The following is a 17,499-nucleotide window of genomic DNA, read 5'->3' as shown; positions in this document are numbered from 1 at the left end:
GGGTCCTCAGGTAGGCGAAATCACGGCAGACGGGCTTCGTCCGGCACGCTGTCGAGCATCAGCCCGCCCGTGTCCGAGCCGCCCAGTACCACATAGGCACTGCTACAGAACAAAGAGTTCAACCGTTTCATGTCGGCGATCAGCTCCAAGTGTAGCGAACTGGTCTCGATACTTTGCACTACCTTACGCTGCAAGCGGCTGACATGGGCGTGGGCAAGGCGCCGTTCCTGGGCGCGAAAACGGCGTTTTTCCCGCAGCAGCAGGCGGGCGCTTTCCGGATCGGCGCTGAGGAACACCGACAAGCCCAGGCGCAAGTTGGCCAGCAGTTGTTCCTGCAAGCCGGTCAGCTCTTCCAGCCCTACCTGGGAAAACTCCCGGCGCTGGCTGGTTTTCTGCTGCTGGACCTTGCGCAGCATGCGCTCGATCAGGTCGCAGGCCAGCTTGAGGTTGATTGCCAGTTCGATGATTTCTGCCCAGCGGCGGTTGTCCTGTTCGCTGAGGTCTTCACGCGACATCTGCGCCAGGTACAGCTTGATCGCGCTGTACAAGGCTTCGGCGTCCTCGCCCAAGGCGCGGACCTGCTGTGGCAATGCGGCCTGGGTACCGCGCAGGGCACCTAGCATGGCTTCGAGCAGGCTGTCGACGATATCGCCCAGGCGCAGGGTTTCGCGGGAGGCGTTGGCCAGGGCCAGGCTGGGTGTTTCCAGCGCCGAGGTGTCGAGATGGCGCGGGCGAATCTGGCCGTTGCCGTTTTCTCGCTCGGGCAGCAGAGTGTTGCACAGCCGGCCCATGGGTTTGACTGTGGGCAGCATGATCAGGCAACGCAACGTGTTGTAGAGCAGGTGGAAGCCAATGACCAGCTCCTGTGCGCTGAAGCTCAGTGAGTCCATCCACCCCACCAGCGGGTGCAGCACGGGGATGATCAGCAGCAGGCCGATCAACTTGTACAGCAGGCTGCCCAGAGCCACCCGGCGCCCGGCGGCGTTTTGCATGCTGGTGCTGATGAAAGCCAGCAATCCGCTGCCGATGTTGGCCCCCACCACCAGACCGATGGCCACCGGCAGGCTGATCACTTCGGCACCGGCCAGCGTTGCGGTGAGCAGCACGGCCGCCAGGCTGGAATAGGAAATCATGGCGAACAGCGCGCCGACCAGGGCGTCGAGCATGATGTCGCCGGTCAGGGAGGCAAACAGCACCTTCACGCCCTGGGCGTGGGTAATCGGCGTAGCTGCCTGCACGATCAGCTCCAATGCCAGAATGATCAGGCCAAGCCCGATGCCTACCCTGCCCAGCTGGCCGGCTCGCGTCTGCTTGCGGGAGAGGAAGAAGATCACACCCAGGAAGATCAGCAGCGGCGACAGCCAGGACAGGTCCAGGGTCAGCACCCGGGCCATCAGCGCGGTACCCACGTCGGCGCCGAGCATGATTGCCAAGGCGGGAGTCATCGCCATCAGGCCCTGGCCGACGAACGAGGTGACCAGCATGGCGGTGGCGTTGCTGCTTTGCACCATCGCCGTGACCAGAATGCCGGCGACGAACGCCAGCGGGCGTTTGCTCATGTTCTGGCTGATGATGCGCCGCAGGCTCGAGCCGAATACCCGAAGGATGCCGGTACGCACGATGTGGGTGCCCCAGACCAGAAGCGTAACGGCCGAGAGCAGGTTGAGCAGGGTCAGCATGGCTACGGCCCCCTGTTGCATTGGCCCAGAGGGCCAAGAGACGAAGCGTGAGCGTTTGAAGAATTTTCAGTGCTCACTCAAAGCTTTAGTTGTTTTGCGAAGCTGTCGCCAGCTTCGCATGGCTGTCATTTGTTTGAAATACAGCGGAAATGAAAAAAGGGCCCCGAAGGGCCCTTTGTGTCCTGCACTTCCTGATCTTATTGACCCGGAATGTCCTTGCGCAGTTTCACCGGTTCATGCTCTTTGCCGTTCTTGCGGGCCAAGGCAGTGCGCATGCGGATGTTGATAGCTTCCACCGCCAGCGAGAACGCCATGGCGAAGTAGACGTAGCCCTTCGGCACATGCACATCGAAAGCTTCGGCGATAAGCACGGTCCCGACCACGATCAGGAACGACAATGCCAGCATCTTCAGCGACGGGTGCTTGTCGATGAAATCGCTGATGGTGCCGGCGCACAGCATCATCACCAGCACGGCGACGATGATCGCGGCGATCATCACCGGTACGTGCGAGACCATGCCCACCGCAGTGATCACCGAGTCCAGCGAGAACACGATGTCGATGATGGCGATCTGGATGATGGTGTAGAAGAACTTGCCACCCGCGCCTTTCGGTTCTTCCTGGTTCTCGTCCTCGCCTTCGAGGCCGTGGTAGATCTCTTGTGAGCTTTTCCACAACAGGAACAGGCCACCAAAGAACAGGATCAGGTCACGCCCCGAGATGCCTTGGCCCAGGACCACGAACAGGTCGGCGGTAAGGCGCATGACCCAGGTGATCGACAGCAGCAGCATGATACGCGTGACCATGGCCAGGGCGAGGCCGAAGATCCGGGTGCGCGGCTGCATGTGCTTGGGCATGCGGCTGACCAGAATCGAGATCATGATGATGTTGTCGATACCGAGGACGATCTCAAGCGCGGTGAGGGTAAAAAAGGCAACCCAGATTTCCGGGCTGGTCAGCCATTCCATTTGTTTTCCTTCGAACGGTAAAGGCGACACGCCCGGGTCAGGGCGCGTCGCGTTAGGGAAATACGCGTTTATTAAAGACTACTGAACAGCGGGAAAATCCCCATCAGCAGCGCGGCGAGCATTATGCACAGGCATACCAGCACTGCCCACTTCAAGGTGAAGCGCTGATGATCGCCGAACTCGATGCCGGCCAGGGCCACCAGCAGGTAGGTGGAGGGTACCAGGGGGCTGAGCAGGTGTACCGGTTGCCCGACGATCGAAGCACGCGCCATTTCCACCGGGCTGATGCCGTAGTGGCTGGCAGCTTCGGCCAGTACTGGCAGCACGCCATAGTAGAACGCGTCGTTGGACATGAAGAAGGTGAACGGCATGCTCACGATCGCGGTGATCACCGCCAGGTATGGGCCCAACGCCTCGGGGATGACCGACAGCAGGCTCTTGGACATGGCGTCGACCATGCCGGTGCCCGACAGGATCCCGGTGAAGATGCCGGCGGCGAAGATCAGACCGGTGACCGCCAGCACGCTGCCGGCGTGGGCGGCGATGCGGTCTTTCTGCTGCTGCAGGCACGGGTAGTTGACGATCATGGCGATGCTGAAGGCGATCATGAACAGCACCGGCAGCGGCAGTACGCCGGCAATCAGCGCGACCATCAGGGCAGCGGTCAGGGCGCCGTTGAAGTACAGCAGTTTTGGCCGGCGCGCGTCCGGGTACTGCGAAACGGTGATTTCGCTGTGGTCGATGTCGTCGGTGGGCAGGTGCAACTCGCCCAGGCGGGCACGTTCGCGCTTGCCGTACATGTAGGCGATGGCCAGGATCGCCAGCACGCCGAACAGCATGGCCGGGATCATTGGTACGAAGATGTCCGACGGGTCCACGTGCAGGGCGCTGGCTGCGCGGGCCGTCGGGCCACCCCAGGGGGTCATGTTCATCACCCCGCCGGCGAGAATGATCAGGCCGGCCATGATCCGCGGGCTCATGCCCAGGCGGCTGTACATCGGCAGCATGGCGGCGCAGCAGATCATGTAGGTGGTGGCGCCGTCACCGTCGAGCGAGACCACCAGGGCCAGCACTGCGGTGCCGACGGAGACTTTCAGCGGGTCACCCTTGACCAGCTTGAGGATCTTGCGCACAGCCGGGTCGAACAGGCCGGAGTCGATCATCAGGGCGAAATAGAGGATGGCGAACATCAGCATCACACCGGTAGGTGCGAGTTTGCTGATGCCCTCGAGCATCATCGGGCCGATCTTTGCGGAAAAACCGCCGAACAGGGCGAACAGGATCGGTACCAGGATCAGCGCTATCAGGGCAGACAGGCGCTTGGTCATGATCAGGTACATGAAGGTGATGACCATGGCAAAGCCGAGGAAGGTCAGCATGGCAATACTCCAGGCGTGGCGCGGCGAAGGAACGTCGATTCGGGCGGATCAGCGCGTTTGGCGCTGTGCGGGGAGCATGCAGAGGGGAACTACGGAAAGTCGGGCACAGGAATACATCAGAATCACCATTGTTGTTGTTGATTGGGCCGGGCGCGGTGGTTACCGGGTGCCCTGGCTGACCGGTCTTGTGCCGGTAGTGGGGGCTATCCTATGAGGGCAAGCTTTCAGCCAGCTTTCGCCGAAGCAAAGGCGACGAGAGGTAGGTGATGCAGGATGTGACCGAGGGTGGCTGCCATTGTGGCGCCTTGCGTTATCGGTTGGCGGGCGACCTGACAGACATCGCCCATTGCCATTGTTCTATCTGCCGACGGGTCAGTGGTGGGCTGGTGGTGACCTGGCTCACCCTGCCCCGCTCGGGGTTCCGGTGGTTGGCTGGAGAGCCGAACTGCTATGTGGCACCGTCCAGTTGCAGCCGGTACTTCTGTGGGCATTGTGGGGCGCATGTGGCGTTGGTGACTACACACAGCTCGGAGACGGTTGATGTGACGGTGGCGACGCTGGACCACCCGGAACGGGTCAGGGCCAACCGGCATATCTGGGTGGGTAGCCGGTTGCCCTGGTTGCATCTGGATGAGGATTTGCCTTCGGAGGCGGAGGAAAACCAGTAAGGGATTGTGTTGGTGCTGCCGGCCCTATCGCCGGCAAGCCAGCTCCCACAGGTGTCCCACCACCTTCAGACCCATGGTGATCTCGTGGGCGCTGGCCTGCCGGCGATAGGGCCGGCACAGCCGTACTTACAACTGCAGGCCTCCTGCAGCCTTGTGCAATGCCCGCAGATGCTCGCCCACCTGCTTCACATTGGCTTCCACCGCCGCAATCTCCCTGGCCCGCGATGGCTCCAGCAGCGCTCTAACCTCTTTGTCCAGGCTCGTGCTCAAGCGCAGCAACTGCGCTTGCCGCTCGCTGCTGACCTGCTCCAGTTGCTTGCGCTCCTGCGGCTGCGGCAGCCCGTAGCCCTTGCTGTCGAGCAACTCTGCCGGGCGGCTGAGGAAGCCACTGTTGGCAAGCATCTGCCTGAGGGTCGCATCGGCCTTGCTGACGCTACCATCGTTCAGCGCGGCGGCGTTCAGGTAGCGCTGTTTGACCTCGTCCTGGGCCAGAAGCAGTTGCCGGCGCAAGCTGGCCTGTTCAAGCAGCAGCAAGGCGGCGCTGGTGCGCAGGTCGGCCTGGGCGAACCAACCTCGCCGTTGCTCGGCGTCCAGGGCCAGCCAGTCCTCGACCTTGTCCTGCTTGATTGGCAACTGCTTCTTCAACACCTCGAACATGGCCTGGTAACGGTCGCGGTAGGAGTCGAAGCGATAACCCAGGCGCAGCGCCTCGCGGGGGTCGTCGAGCACGCTGGTATCGGCCAGCCCCCTGCCCTTGAGCACGGCCAGCAAGCCATTGGGCATGATGCTGTCGAGGTCGTTCAGGCGTGGGTTCGCGGTGCCGCTGCGCAGCAGCTTCAACGACTCTACCGCGCAATTGTTGGACAGGAACCAGTAGTTGCCATCGTAGCTCCAGTGCATTTCGGCGGCCTGACGCACAAGGTTCTCGATCTCGTCGCGGTTCAGCCGCAAGGGCACCGACGCCAGGCTGCGCAGTTCGGTCTTGGTGTACTCGTCGATCACCTGGCCCAGCGGCAGCACGAACAGGCGCGAGGGGTAGGCACCGACCAGGCCGTCCCAGCTGGAAAGCTGCACATCGTTGACGAAGGCTCGGTACGACAGCACCAGGCTCTGGTCGAGGTCCAGGCGGCAGTCCGGCCCGCGGGGGCGACCCGGCTTGCAGATCACCAGGCGCAGCATGCTGTGGCCCCAGCGGCTGACCAGGTTCTGGTTGGCTTCGGCCAGCAGGTAGTCCACCTCATAGACCCGCTCGGGGTCGATTTCACCCAGCGGTTGGCGGGCGAAGTCGCTGCCGGCATTGATGAACGGCAGGCCCTTGGCGCAGCTGTCCTGCTGCGGTGCCCAGCCGAAGTGTTCGCGCAGATACTGGTTCAGCGCCGGACGGCGGCAGCCGTAGCTCGGGTCGAGGAGGAAGTACTCCATGTTGACCGCGATGTATTCCTTGGGGCTGCTCAGTTCATAACTGTCGGGGCTGCGCACGAACTGGCCGTTGTGCTGCTCGCGCTCGCCGCGTCGGCCCACATACTGTTGCCAGCCGGCCAGGTCGAGCAGGCGCGGGTCGTCGCTGAGGGTGAAACGGCGCTCTGCCTGGCCTCTGCATGCTTCGGGCAGGCCAACTTTGCCCAACGTACCTTGCTGGCGCTTGCAACGGGCGATCAGCGCGTTCTCGGCGCTGGGCCACAGCCGGGCACGGTCGTAGATATGGGTGAGTTCGTGCAGCACGGTGGCCAGCAGTTCTTCTCGCACCGTGCCATGCGGGCGCTTGGTGCGCTCGGTGGCAGCACTGCCATCGGTGAGGCTGGGCAGTAAGCGGCGATTGAGTTCGAGGGTAGATACCAGCGATGCCTGGCCATAGGCGTCGGCCGGCATGTTGTCGCTCCAGCTGACCCGCACGCGGCGGTTCAGTTGTTGCTTGAAGCGAGGGGGCAGCTTGCCCACGGCTTCGTCGAGCAGAGCCTGAGTGGCTCGGGTCTGCTGTGGGTCAAGGCCGGACGCCTGCAGCTCGAGCTGCAGGTCGGCCAGGGCGGGCGTGCCGAGCAGCGTCAGGGCGCAGCCGAGCAGCCAGGCGCGCACGCGGTTCACAGCGCGAGGATGGCTTCAGCCAGTACCTGGTCGCTGGCGTCGCGCGCTTGCGGAACGCGCTCGCGCAGAGTGTTGAAAGCGGCCTCGAGCTGGGCGCCGCGGATGTCACCGTTGCTGGCGACAAAGCTGGCGGCGTCGTCATGGGCTTCGCGCACCACTTTGGAGTCGCGGATCGAGGTGGTGGTGTCAGAGGTGAAGTCGATCGAACGGCCAAAGGCCCGCACGATGATATTGCTGGTGGCCACCAAGGTCTGTGCCTGAGCCAGGTCGGCCAGCAGCAGCATGCCGAGGGTAGCGGCAATCAGCGGTTTACGCATGGAGCATCTCCGAAAAATACAGGGAGTCAGATGTAGTTATTGGACGAGAATTGCCTGCGCCAGTTCCAGATCGCCGACGGTATGCCGTGCGCAATTGTGGCGTAGTGATTCCAGTGCTGCCTCCAGCCGCGCACCGCGGATCTGGCCGTCGCTGGCGACGAAGGCAGCGGCATCGTCCTGGGCCTGGCGGACCAGTTTACGGTCGAACGGTGCGGTGGTGACCTGGCTGGTCACATAGCCAGTGATGACCAGGCTTTGCGTAGTGGTATCCATGGCATGGGCGCTGACCATGCCAACAAAGGAGAACAGCAACGGCAACAGATAACGCATGGGCTCTACAACAGCTGGAAACGTGGATGGCAAAGATGTGTGCGGCTGTGCTGGTGGTGACCAGCACAGCTGAACGGCTCAGTCGGGGTCAAAGCGCCAGGATGGCCTGGGCCAGTTGCGCGTCGCTGGCTTGCAGGGCTGGCATTTGCGAGCGGATGTGCATGAAAGCGCTTTCCAGCTTGGCACCACGAATGTCGCCCTGGCTGCCAACGAAGCTGGCGGCGTCGTCACGGGCGGCCTGGACAATCTTGTCGTCACGGAACGAGGAGGAAACATCGGAAGTGGCATCGGTGGACGCGGCCACTGCGCCAACGACGGCGTCGGTGGTGACAACGAAGCTGGTGGCGTTTGCGGTGCCGGCCAGGCTCAGCATCAGGGCGGCGCCAATCAGGTATTTACGGGACATGATCGTGGACTCCTGGACTAGGGTCGGGTGGTTCTGTTTTATCGGACGCTCGCACAGCTCGTCGCGGTACTTTTTCAACAGTGCGTTCTACCAGACTGTTATGCCAAGCGTATCACGCGCCGGTGTTTCTGGATGTTAATGAACAGCGCGCCAACAAACTGTTATGGTTTGTTTTGTGATTTTACAAACTGTACATGTGTGCTTGTAAAAGGCTCTGGCATGCCGTCTGCAAACAAAAAACCCGTCGCAGTCACCTGCAACGGGTTTCGGAAATTTGCGGTGCCGACCAAAGCCGGCAAGCCGGAGCTTAGCGCCAGAAAGGCTTGCTCAGCTCTTCGTAACGCTGCGACTCGCTGATACCGGCATCGGCCAGCAGGCGGGCGTCCAGGCGAGCCAGTTGACGGCGGCTGGCCATACGGCGCTGCCACAGCAGCAGGGTGGACAGAGCGCGCAGCGGCAGCGAAGCGTTGGATTGTTGGGCGTTGCTTTCAAAAACCAGACCGGAACTGAGGGTACGTTCCATGATGTTTCATCCTTCCGCTTATGGCGGGATTAGGTAGTGATTTAACTGATGCCAATGATCCTCCTCTGTCGTCCATTACAGTAGATACAGTTCGGTGGAAAGACGATGGTCCAGTTAACTGTGTAACCCTACTGTTGCACTCGAAACTGGCGCAACTGTACTGGTCCGCACTTATTTGGTGCGTTTTGATTTAGGGAGGTTGATTTGCGAGCCGAGAAGGCGCGCAAGAACCGGTACAGTAGTACAGATTATGCTGGATGCTACGGCAAGGTGTATTGATCGAAGGGTTTGACTGTATCTGGCCCATTGGCGGAATTGCCTGCGAAGAGGCCGGAACAGCGGAAGCAGGGCCGCCGTTCCGTACCTCATCTGTATCAGCTAGCCAGCATGCGCCCGGTTTCTTCCAGGTTCTCGTGCCAGCTCAGGGCTTCGCGCAGGATGTGTGGGGTGTGGCCACCACGCTGGCAGGCGCGATCGAAGTAGTCGTTCAGCGCTGCTCGGTAGTCCGGGTGTACACAGTTGTCGATGATCGCCCGGGCGCGCTCACGTGGCGCCAGGCCACGCAGGTCGGCCAGGCCTTGCTCGGTGACCAGGATGTCCACGTCGTGCTCGGTATGGTCGACATGGCTGACCATCGGTACCACGCTGGAAATCGCGCCACCCTTGGCAATCGACTTGGTGACGAACACGGCAAGGTGGGCGTTACGGGCGAAGTCACCCGAGCCGCCGATGCCGTTCATCATCTTGGTGCCGCAGACGTGGGTGGAGTTGACGTTACCGTAGATGTCGAACTCCAGCGCGGTATTGATACCGATGATGCCCAGACGGCGGACCACTTCCGGGTGGTTGGAAATCTCTTGCGGGCGCAGAACCAGCTTGTCCTTGTAACGCTCCAGGTTGCCGAACACATCGGCGTTGCGGCGGGTCGACAAGGTGATCGAGCTGCCCGAGGCGAAACTCAGCTTGCCAGCGTCGATCAGGTCGAAGGTGGAATCCTGCAGTACTTCGGAGTACATGGTCAGGTCTTCGAACGGCGACTCGATCAGGCCGCACATCACTGCGTTGGCGATGCTGCCGATACCGGCCTGCAGCGGGCCAAGCTTGTTGGTCATGCGGCCAGCTTCCACTTCTTTCTTGAGGAAGTTGATCAGGTGGTCGGCGATGCCCTGGGTTTCGTCATCCGGAGGCAGGACGGTGGACGGCGAGTCCGGCTGGTCGCTGATAACGATGCCGACGATCTTTGCCGGGTCGATCGGAATGGCGGTGCTGCCGATACGGTCGTCGACCTTGACCAACGGGATTGGTGTACGGGTCGGGCGGTAGGTCGGGATATAGATGTCGTGCAGGCCTTCGAGGTTGGTGTTGTGCGAGAGGTTTATCTCGACAATCACCTGCTTGGCGAAGATCGCAAAGCTGGCCGAGTTGCCCACCGAGGTGGTTGGCACGATGTGGCCCTGCTCGGTGATGGCCACGGCTTCGATGACCGCGATGTCCGGCAGTTTCAGCTGCTGGTTGCGCAGCTGCTCGACGGTTTCTGACAGATGCTGGTCGATGAACATCACCTGGCCGTCGTTGATAGCCTTGCGCAGGGTGCTATCGACCTGGAACGGCATGCGGCGAGCCAGCACGCCAGCCTCGGTCAGTTGCTTGTCCAGGTCGTTGCCCAGGCTGGCGCCGGTCATCAGGCTGATTTTCAGTGGCGATTGCTTGGCACGCTCGGCCAGTGCATGCGGTACGGCCTTGGCTTCGCCGGCGCGGGTGAAACCGCTCATGCCGACGGTCATGCCGTCCTCGATCAGACCAGCGGCATCAGCCGCACTCATTACCTTGCTGTGCAGGGAGGACAAGCGGATACGATCACGGTACATGGATTGTTATCTCGGGCTACTGAAACTACTGCAGCGCAGTCTAGAGACTTCGCCCCTTGCCGTCCCACGACCATGGTCGTATGAGAAGCGTTGGAGTAGAGCCGTTGATCCGGATCAATAAAAGAAAAGCCCCGGCAGATTCTGACCGGGGCTTCCTTTATATCAGCTGGTTTGCAGCGGCCGTTGTCACTCCACCGCCTTCACCATGTCTTCGATGACCTTCTTGGCGTCGCCGAACACCATCATGGTCTTGTCGAGGTAGAACAGTTCGTTGTCCAGGCCGGCATAGCCACTGGCCATGGAGCGCTTGTTGACGATGATGGTCTTGGCCTTGAACGCTTCGAGGATCGGCATGCCGGCGATCGGCGACTTGGGGTCGTTCTTCGCTGCCGGGTTGACCACGTCGTTGGCGCCCAGCACCAGCACCACATCGGCCTGGCCGAACTCGGCGTTGATGTCTTCCATTTCGAACACCTGGTCGTACGGTACTTCTGCCTCGGCCAGCAGCACGTTCATGTGCCCGGGCATACGGCCCGCTACTGGGTGGATCGCGTACTTCACGGTCACGCCGTTGTGGCTCAGCTTCTCGGTCAGTTCCTTGAGCGCATGCTGGGCGCGAGCCACCGCCAGGCCGTAACCCGGGACGATGATCACGCTGTCGGCGTTGCTGAGCAGGAAGGTGGCATCGTCGGCCGAGCCAGACTTCACCGGGCGCTGCTCTTTGGAACCTTGCGCCGCGCCCGCATCGGTATCACCACCGAAGCCACCGAGGATGACGTTGAAGAACGAACGGTTCATCGCCTTGCACATGATGTACGAGAGGATGGCACCGGACGAGCCGACCAGGGAGCCTGCGATGATCAGCATCGAGTTGTTAAGCGAGAAACCGATACCGGCCGCTGCCCAGCCCGAATAGCTATTGAGCATCGACACCACTACCGGCATGTCGGCGCCCCCGATCGGAATAATGATCAGCACGCCCATGATGAAGGCCAAGACCAGCATCAGGGTGAAGGCACTGTAGTGGCCAGTGAAGGTGAACAGCAGGCCCAGGGCAATGGTGGTCAGGCCGAGGATCAGGTTCAACTTGTGCTGGCCGGCGAACTGTACCGGTGCGCCCTGGAACAGGCGGAACTTGTACTTGCCCGACAGCTTGCCGAAGGCGATCACCGAGCCGGAGAAGGTAATGGCACCGATGGCTGCGCCGAGGAACAGTTCCAGGCGGTTGCCGGTGGGGATCGGGTCGCTCATGGCGGCAACGATGCCCATCGATTGCGGTTCCAGCACTGCGGCGATGGCGATGAACACCGCAGCCAGGCCGATCATGCTGTGCATGAAGGCGACCAGTTCCGGCATCTTGGTCATCTCGACGCGCTTGGCCATTATCGAACCGGCAGTGCCGCCGACCAGCAGGCCAACGAGGACGTAGCCGATGCCGGCGGTGGCAAGCTCGGCCCCGAGCTTATAAATGAGGCCGACCGTAGTGACGATGGCGATACCCATGCCGATCATGCCGAACAGGTTGCCACGCCGCGAGGTAGTCGGGTGCGACAGGCCCTTGAGCGCCTGGATGAAGCACACCGAGGCGACGAGGTAGAGGAGCGTTACCAGATTCATGCTCATGCTTACTTCTGCGCCTCGTTCTTGGTTTTCTTCTTGAACATCTCAAGCATGCGACGGGTGACCAGGAAGCCACCGAACACGTTGACCGCGGCCAGAGCCACCGCCAGGGTGCCCATCAGCTTGCCGGCCGGGGTCACCGTCAGGGCGGCGGCCAGCATGGCGCCGACGATGACGATCGCGGAGATGGCGTTGGTCACGGCCATCAGTGGCGTGTGCAGTGCCGGGGTGACGTTCCACACCACGTGGTAGCCCACATAGATGGCCAGCACGAAGATGATCAGGTTGTAGATGCCATGGGAAATCAGCATGTCTTCCATTGTCGTGCTCCTTAGCCGTTCTTGCGGACGACCTGACCATCACGGCACATCAGGCAGGCCGCGACGATGTCGTCTTCGAGGTTGATGACCAGCGCGCCGTCCTTGTCGAACAGCAGCTTCATGAAGTCCAGCAGGTTGCGTGCATACAGTGCCGAGGCATCGGCGCCCACCTGGGCCGGCAGGTTGGTCGGGCCGACGATGATCACGCCGTTCTCGTGTACCACCTGGTCGGCGACAGTCAGTGGGCAGTTGCCGCCCTGGGCTGCTGCAAGGTCGATGACCACCGAGCCGGGCTTCATCTGCGCGACGGTTTCGGCGCTTAGCAGGGTCGGCGCCTTGCGCCCCGGGATCAACGCAGTGGTAATTACGATATCCGCCTGCTTGGCGCGCTCGTGCACGGCCTGGGCCTGGCGTTGCATCCAGCTGGCCGGCATCGGCCGGGCGTAACCGCCGACACCTTCGGCGCACTCGCGCTCTTCATCGGTTTCGTAGGGTACGTCGATGAACTTGGCGCCCAGCGACTCGATCTGCTCCTTCACGGCCGGGCGTACGTCGGACGCCTCGATCACTGCGCCCAGGCGCTTGGCCGTGGCAATGGCCTGCAGGCCGGCAACTCCCGCGCCCAGGATCAGCACGCGTGCAGCCTTGACGGTACCGGCGGCGGTCATGAGCATGGGCATGAAGCGTGGATAGTGATGGGCAGCCAGTAACACAGCCTTGTAACCGGCGATGTTGGCCTGCGACGACAGTACGTCCAGGCTCTGCGCCCGCGAGGTGCGCGGCGCAGCCTCCAGCGCGAACGCGGTAATGCCGCGCTCGGCCATCTTGCCGATCAGCTCGCTGTTGAAGGGGTTGAGCATGCCCACCAGGAGGCTGCCACTGTTTATCAGGGCCAGTTCCTGGTCGTTGGGGGCGACCACTTTGAGCACCAATTGGGCGCCGTAGGCATCGGCTGCACTTCCCAGGGAAGCACCCACGGCCTCATAGGCACTGTCCGGAATGCTGGCATTGAGCCCTGCCCCCCGTTGGACGGTGACCTGATGGCCCTGGCCAATCAGTTTCTTGATGGTTTCCGGGGTCGCAGCGACCCTTGTCTCACCGGTCTGCGTCTCGAGAGGAACACCAATGTGCACGACTATTTCTCCTGCGGTGACCTTTTGTCTTTTTAAAAGCCAGCGCACTTCGGATGGTGCGCTGGGGCGGCTGTGGAGCGCCGGCCCGCCGATTCCCGGGCGGGCGAAGCATTTTGCAGACGAAGCCAGAGGCCTTCAACCGGTTCTGGAGCGAAACGAAGTCAAAACTACAAGTCACCCTGTGACCGTATGTCGCAACGGTCAGGCTGCAGCCCGTCAAACATAGGCTATTGGCAGATTAGGAGAAAAAAACAAAAATTTTGCGATCAATTCGCTTACGGCTTGGTGAATGTCGCAAAATAACCCGCAAAGCCGCGCCGTAAGCAGGGTTAAAGCGGATTTTTGCACCCTGCATAACAGTTTACGTATATGCGACAAATACATATATCTGTAGGTGTTAAAAATAATTGACTACGGGGTCAGCTTACCGGGTTTGCTCACGTCTTGGCCGTGTAGGCCTGGGCCTGGCTTAGCAGCCAGTCGCGGAAGGCGCGTAGCGAAGCCGACTCCACCTTGCGCTCCGGGATCATCAGATAGTAGGCCTTGTCACTACTCAGGGCATGCCTGTTAGCGACCACCAACCTGCCCTCCTCCAACTCGCGCTGGATCAGGAACGGCGGAATCAGGGCGATGCCCATCTCATGCATGGCCGCCTGCGCGAGCATCGAGAATAGTTCATAGCGCGGGCCTGTCATGTCGCGTTCCACGTTCATGCCGACGCTGCCGAACCATTGCCGCCAGGCATAGGGGCGTGTGCTCTGCTGCAGCAGTGGTAGCCGGGCGATACGCTGCGCGTCGAGCGTGCCCTGCCCGTCCAGCAGCACAGGGCTGCACACCGGTACCGGGTTTTCCCCCATCAGCCGGTGCGACTGCGTGCCGGACCAGTCGGCATCGCCGAAGTAGATAGCGGCGTCGAAGGTGGTGTCGGCAAACAGGAAAGGCCGGGTGCGGTTGGTGAGGTTGACCGTGACCTCTGGATGGCGCTGCTGGAAGTCCTTTAGTCGCGGTAGCAGCCATTGGGTGCCGAAGGTGGGTACCACGGCGAGCTCGATCACGTTGGCGCCCTGCTGGCGCATTACCGACAAGGTATCGCGCTCTACCGCGTCCAATTGGGCGGCCACCTGGCGGCTATAGGAAAGGCCGGCTTCTGTCAGCTTCACGCCGCGGCGCGAGCGGCGGAACAGCTCCACATTAAGGAAGGCTTCCAGGCCACCTATCTGCCGACAGACGGCGCCTTGGGTCAGCGCAAGTTCCTGGGCGGCCTTGGTAAAGCTCTCGTTGCGTGCTGCCGCCTCGAAACAAACCAGGGCGGCGGTACTGGGGATCTTGCGGCGCATGTACGTCAACCTCACTCGTAAGGCTGTCAATATGGCGTTTTGCCGATTTACGAAGTGACAAATTATCACTAATTGGTGCGCAATCCTCGTTTGTCCCGACGGCCGATCAGGCCTAGGCTCAAAGGCACAAGAAACTGCCCCCTATTTCGAGGATTTCGCTCATGGCCGGTAAAGCAAGCTTCAACTGGATCGACCCGCTGCTGCTCGATCAGCAGCTCACTGAAGAAGAGCGCATGGTGCGTGACAGCGCTTATCAGTTCGCCCAGGACAAGCTGGCCCCGCGTGTGCTCGAGGCTTTCCGTCATGAGCAGACCGACCCGGCGATCTTCCGTGAAATGGGTGAGGTCGGGTTGCTGGGCGCCACCATTCCCGAGCAATACGGTGGCAGTGGCCTGAACTACGTGTGCTATGGCCTGATTGCTCGCGAGGTAGAGCGCATCGACTCGGGTTACCGCTCGATGATGAGCGTGCAGTCGTCGCTGGTGATGGTGCCAATCAACGAGTTCGGTACCGAGGCACAAAAGCAGAAGTATCTGCCCAAGTTGGCTAGCGGCGAGTGGATCGGTTGCTTCGGCCTGACCGAGCCCAACCACGGTTCCGACCCGGGTTCGATGATTACCCGTGCCCGGAAGGTCGACGGCGGCTATCGCCTGACTGGCAGCAAGATGTGGATCACCAACAGCCCGATCGCCGATGTGTTCGTGGTCTGGGCCAAGGACGATGCGGGTGATATCCGCGGCTTTGTTCTGGAAAAGGGTTGGCAAGGCCTCAGCGCGCCGGCGATTCACGGCAAGGTCGGGCTGCGCGCCTCGATAACTGGCGAAATCGTCATGGATAACGTGTTCGTGCCGGAAGAAAACATCTTCCCGGATGTACGCGGCCTCAAAGGTCCGTTCACCTGCCTGAACTCCGCCCGCTATGGCATCTCGTGGGGTGCGCTGGGAGCTGCGGAAGCCTGCTGGCACACTGCGCGTCAGTATACCCTGGACCGTCAGCAATTCGGTCGCCCGTTGGCTGCCAACCAGTTGATCCAGAAGAAGCTGGCCGACATGCAGACTGAAATCACCCTGGCGCTGCAGGGCTGCCTGCGTCTGGGGCGGATGAAGGACGAAGGCACGGCTGCAGTGGAGATCACGTCGATCATGAAGCGCAACTCGTGTGGCAAGGCGTTGGATATTGCCCGCATGGCGCGTGACATGCTGGGGGGCAATGGCATTTCCGATGAGTTCGGCGTGGCTCGTCACCTGGTCAACCTGGAGGTGGTCAACACCTATGAAGGTACTCACGATGTGCATGCACTGATCCTGGGGCGTGCGCAGACCGGCATCCAGGCCTTCTATTGATAAGGAGCCAGCCCATGGGCGCGCTATCACATCTGCGGGTGCTGGACCTTTCTCGCGTGTTGGCCGGCCCATGGTCTGGCCAGATTCTCGCTGACCTTGGTGCCGATGTGATCAAGGTCGAGCGCCCTGGCAGTGGTGACGATACCCGCTCATGGGGGCCGCCTTTCCTCAAGGATGCCAAGGGTGAGAGCACAAGCGAGGCGGCCTATTACCTGTCGGCCAACCGCAACAAGCGCTCGGTGACCATCGACTTTACCCAGGCCGAGGGGCAGCGCCTGGTACGTGAGTTGGCGGCGAAGTCCGATATCGTCATCGAGAACTTCAAGGTTGGTGGGTTGGCTGCCTACGGCCTGGACTACCAGAGCCTGAAGGCGATCAATCCGCGGCTTATCTATTGTTCCATCACTGGGTTTGGGCAGACCGGGCCTTATGCCAAGCGCGCGGGTTATGACTTCATGATTCAGGGGTTGGGCGGGCTGATGAGCCTGACCGGCCGCCCGGAAGGTGAAGAGGGTGCGGGGCCGGTCAAGGTAGGGGTGGCGCTGACCGACATCCTTACCGGGTTGTACTCCACGGTGGCGATCCTCGCTGCCCTCGCCCATCGCGAGCAGACTGGGGTGGGCCAGCATGTCGACATGGCGTTGCTCGATGTGCAGGTGGCCTGCCTGGCGAACCAGGCGATGAACTACCTGACCACGGGCAACCCGCCTCGTCGGCTTGGTAATGCGCACCCCAATATCGTGCCTTATCAGGATTTTCCCACGGCGGACGGCGACTTCATCCTGACCGTGGGCAACGACAGCCAGTTCCGCAAGTTCGCCGAGGTGGCCGGGCAGCCGCAATGGGCGGACGACCCGCGTTTCGTTACCAACAAGCTGCGGGTTGCCAACCGGGCCGAGCTGATTCCTTTGATCCGCCAGGCCACGGTGTTCAAGACGACGGCGGAATGGGTAAGCCAGCTCGAAGCTGCAGGAGTGCCGTGCGGGCCTATCAATGACCTGGCGCAGATGTTCCAGGATCCGCAGGTTCTGGCACGCGGATTGGCGGTAAACATTCCGCATCCGTTGGCGGGAAGTGTGCCGCAGGTGGCGAGCCCGATACGGTTGTCGGAGACGCCGGTTGAGTACCGTCGGGCGCCGCCGCTGCTGGGTGAGCATACCGAGGTGGTGCTGGAGGATGTATTGGGGCTGGATGCCGGTGAGGTGCGGCGGCTGCGCAGTACCGGTGTGCTTTAAGGGCGTTTGGCCTTGGTGAAAAGCGGGGGGGGCCGTCAGGCCTCCCCGCTTTGCTTTTCAGCGATATCAAGGTTTCTTGAAATTAAGGGTTGACGCGGTTTCGAATCCGCTTATAATGCGCCCCACTTCTGACGTGGTCGAAGCGTAAAACTTCTTGTAAATCAATTAGTTAGGCGATTCAGGTAGTATCGGGAGTGCTTCGATCGAATGATCGCCAGCGGTTGAGATGATGGTTGACAGCGCTTCTAAACGCTGTATGATTCGCCTCCCGCTACGAGAGATCGCAGCGAG

The 17,499-nt window shown here is 61.4% G+C and carries 16 protein-coding genes; 3 read left to right on the top strand and 13 right to left on the bottom strand.

Annotated features, from left to right (window positions below; all coding sequences use genetic code 11):
• Window positions 1-20: 20 nt before the first annotated feature.
• The 3 genes from ACK1U9_RS06350 to ACK1U9_RS06340 form a co-directional block, all read right to left on the bottom strand.
• Window positions 21-1,679: a Na/Pi cotransporter family protein gene (locus tag ACK1U9_RS06350; protein ID WP_046616909.1), complete on the bottom strand. Its 1,659-nt coding sequence runs from the start codon at window positions 1,677-1,679 to the stop codon at window positions 21-23.
• A gap of 197 nt (window positions 1,680-1,876) precedes the next feature.
• Complete coding sequence (locus ACK1U9_RS06345) at window positions 1,877-2,647, bottom strand: TerC family protein (protein ID WP_046616908.1); 771 nt, start codon at window positions 2,645-2,647, stop codon at window positions 1,877-1,879.
• Window positions 2,648-2,718: 71 nt separating this feature from the next.
• Complete coding sequence (locus ACK1U9_RS06340) at window positions 2,719-4,026, bottom strand: CitMHS family transporter (RefSeq protein WP_015268498.1); 1,308 nt, start codon at window positions 4,024-4,026, stop codon at window positions 2,719-2,721.
• Window positions 4,027-4,292: 266 nt separating this feature from the next.
• On the opposite strand from ACK1U9_RS06340, the gene ACK1U9_RS06335 reads away from it, so the two are divergent.
• Window positions 4,293-4,694 (top strand): GFA family protein, encoded by a 402-nt coding sequence (locus ACK1U9_RS06335; RefSeq protein WP_135002938.1) that lies wholly within the window; start codon window positions 4,293-4,295, stop codon window positions 4,692-4,694.
• Window positions 4,695-4,820: 126 nt separating this feature from the next.
• On the opposite strand, the gene ACK1U9_RS06330 is transcribed toward ACK1U9_RS06335, so the two are convergent.
• The 10 genes from ACK1U9_RS06330 to ACK1U9_RS06285 all read right to left on the bottom strand — a co-directional run bounded on the left by ACK1U9_RS06330 (window position 4,821) and on the right by ACK1U9_RS06285 (window position 14,630).
• Entirely contained in the window at window positions 4,821-6,776 is a 1,956-nt protein-coding gene (locus ACK1U9_RS06330) for a DUF7844 domain-containing protein (RefSeq protein ID WP_108481672.1), read from the bottom strand.
• On the bottom strand, window positions 6,773-7,093 hold the full coding sequence (locus ACK1U9_RS06325; RefSeq protein WP_003256970.1) for a DUF2388 domain-containing protein: 321 nt from the start codon (window positions 7,091-7,093) through the stop codon (window positions 6,773-6,775). Before ACK1U9_RS06325 ends, ACK1U9_RS06330 begins: the two co-directional genes overlap by 4 nt.
• A gap of 36 nt (window positions 7,094-7,129) precedes the next feature.
• Window positions 7,130-7,423: a DUF2388 domain-containing protein gene (locus ACK1U9_RS06320; RefSeq protein WP_153671596.1), complete on the bottom strand. Its 294-nt coding sequence runs from the start codon at window positions 7,421-7,423 to the stop codon at window positions 7,130-7,132.
• Between the two features lie 88 nt (window positions 7,424-7,511).
• A complete protein-coding gene (locus ACK1U9_RS06315) occupies window positions 7,512-7,829 on the bottom strand; it encodes a DUF2388 domain-containing protein (protein WP_153671597.1) in 318 nt (105 codons plus the stop codon).
• A 307-nt stretch (window positions 7,830-8,136) separates the two neighbouring features.
• Window positions 8,137-8,352 carry a DUF1127 domain-containing protein gene (locus tag ACK1U9_RS06310; protein WP_003256968.1) on the bottom strand — a complete coding sequence of 72 codons (216 nt, stop codon included), beginning with the start codon at window positions 8,350-8,352 and terminating at the stop codon, window positions 8,137-8,139.
• 374 nt (window positions 8,353-8,726) lie between these two features.
• Window positions 8,727-10,220, bottom strand: coding sequence for an acetyl-CoA hydrolase/transferase family protein (locus tag ACK1U9_RS06305; protein ID WP_013970344.1), 1,494 nt, complete (start codon window positions 10,218-10,220; stop codon window positions 8,727-8,729).
• A gap of 186 nt (window positions 10,221-10,406) precedes the next feature.
• On the bottom strand, window positions 10,407-11,843 hold the full coding sequence (locus ACK1U9_RS06300) for an NAD(P)(+) transhydrogenase (Re/Si-specific) subunit beta (RefSeq protein ID WP_015268505.1): 1,437 nt from the start codon (window positions 11,841-11,843) through the stop codon (window positions 10,407-10,409).
• 2 nt (window positions 11,844-11,845) lie between these two features.
• The gene (locus ACK1U9_RS06295) at window positions 11,846-12,160 is read right to left on the bottom strand and encodes an NAD(P) transhydrogenase subunit alpha (RefSeq protein WP_003256966.1); all 315 of its coding nucleotides are present in this window, start codon (window positions 12,158-12,160) and stop codon (window positions 11,846-11,848) included.
• Between the two features lie 11 nt (window positions 12,161-12,171).
• Entirely contained in the window at window positions 12,172-13,293 is a 1,122-nt protein-coding gene (locus tag ACK1U9_RS06290) for a Re/Si-specific NAD(P)(+) transhydrogenase subunit alpha (RefSeq protein WP_046616903.1), read from the bottom strand.
• Window positions 13,294-13,730: 437 nt separating this feature from the next.
• Window positions 13,731-14,630 (bottom strand): LysR family transcriptional regulator, encoded by a 900-nt coding sequence (locus tag ACK1U9_RS06285; protein ID WP_085602007.1) that lies wholly within the window; start codon window positions 14,628-14,630, stop codon window positions 13,731-13,733.
• A gap of 161 nt (window positions 14,631-14,791) precedes the next feature.
• Here ACK1U9_RS06285 and ACK1U9_RS06280 point away from each other — a divergent pair, with 161 nt between their 5' ends.
• Both ACK1U9_RS06280 and ACK1U9_RS06275 read left to right on the top strand, forming a co-directional pair.
• The gene (locus ACK1U9_RS06280; RefSeq protein ID WP_003252907.1) at window positions 14,792-15,973 is read left to right on the top strand and encodes an acyl-CoA dehydrogenase; all 1,182 of its coding nucleotides are present in this window, start codon (window positions 14,792-14,794) and stop codon (window positions 15,971-15,973) included.
• Window positions 15,974-15,987: 14 nt separating this feature from the next.
• Complete coding sequence (locus ACK1U9_RS06275) at window positions 15,988-17,208, top strand: CaiB/BaiF CoA transferase family protein (protein ID WP_046616901.1); 1,221 nt, start codon at window positions 15,988-15,990, stop codon at window positions 17,206-17,208.
• Window positions 17,209-17,499: the final 291 nt, after the last annotated feature.

The organism is Pseudomonas sp. XP1 (assembly GCF_053557675.1).
Note: the sequence above shows the minus strand (reverse complement) of the source record. Positions and strands in the feature narration are given on the sequence as shown.

Coding starts and splice junctions, on each gene's coding strand:
- ACK1U9_RS06350 (WP_046616909.1), bottom strand. CDS start 1,679: ATGCTGACCCTGCTCAACCTGCTCTCGGCCGTTACGCTTCTGGTCTGG.
- ACK1U9_RS06345 (WP_046616908.1), bottom strand. CDS start 2,647: ATGGAATGGCTGACCAGCCCGGAAATCTGGGTTGCCTTTTTTACCCTC.
- ACK1U9_RS06340 (WP_015268498.1), bottom strand. CDS start 4,026: ATGCTGACCTTCCTCGGCTTTGCCATGGTCATCACCTTCATGTACCTG.
- ACK1U9_RS06335 (WP_135002938.1), top strand. CDS start 4,293: ATGCAGGATGTGACCGAGGGTGGCTGCCATTGTGGCGCCTTGCGTTAT.
- ACK1U9_RS06325 (WP_003256970.1), bottom strand. CDS start 7,093: ATGCGTAAACCGCTGATTGCCGCTACCCTCGGCATGCTGCTGCTGGCC.
- ACK1U9_RS06320 (WP_153671596.1), bottom strand. CDS start 7,423: ATGCGTTATCTGTTGCCGTTGCTGTTCTCCTTTGTTGGCATGGTCAGC.
- ACK1U9_RS06315 (WP_153671597.1), bottom strand. CDS start 7,829: ATGTCCCGTAAATACCTGATTGGCGCCGCCCTGATGCTGAGCCTGGCC.
- ACK1U9_RS06310 (WP_003256968.1), bottom strand. CDS start 8,352: ATGGAACGTACCCTCAGTTCCGGTCTGGTTTTTGAAAGCAACGCCCAA.
- ACK1U9_RS06305 (WP_013970344.1), bottom strand. CDS start 10,220: ATGTACCGTGATCGTATCCGCTTGTCCTCCCTGCACAGCAAGGTAATG.
- ACK1U9_RS06300 (WP_015268505.1), bottom strand. CDS start 11,843: ATGAGCATGAATCTGGTAACGCTCCTCTACCTCGTCGCCTCGGTGTGC.
- ACK1U9_RS06295 (WP_003256966.1), bottom strand. CDS start 12,160: ATGGAAGACATGCTGATTTCCCATGGCATCTACAACCTGATCATCTTC.
- ACK1U9_RS06285 (WP_085602007.1), bottom strand. CDS start 14,630: ATGCGCCGCAAGATCCCCAGTACCGCCGCCCTGGTTTGTTTCGAGGCG.
- ACK1U9_RS06280 (WP_003252907.1), top strand. CDS start 14,792: ATGGCCGGTAAAGCAAGCTTCAACTGGATCGACCCGCTGCTGCTCGAT.
- ACK1U9_RS06275 (WP_046616901.1), top strand. CDS start 15,988: ATGGGCGCGCTATCACATCTGCGGGTGCTGGACCTTTCTCGCGTGTTG.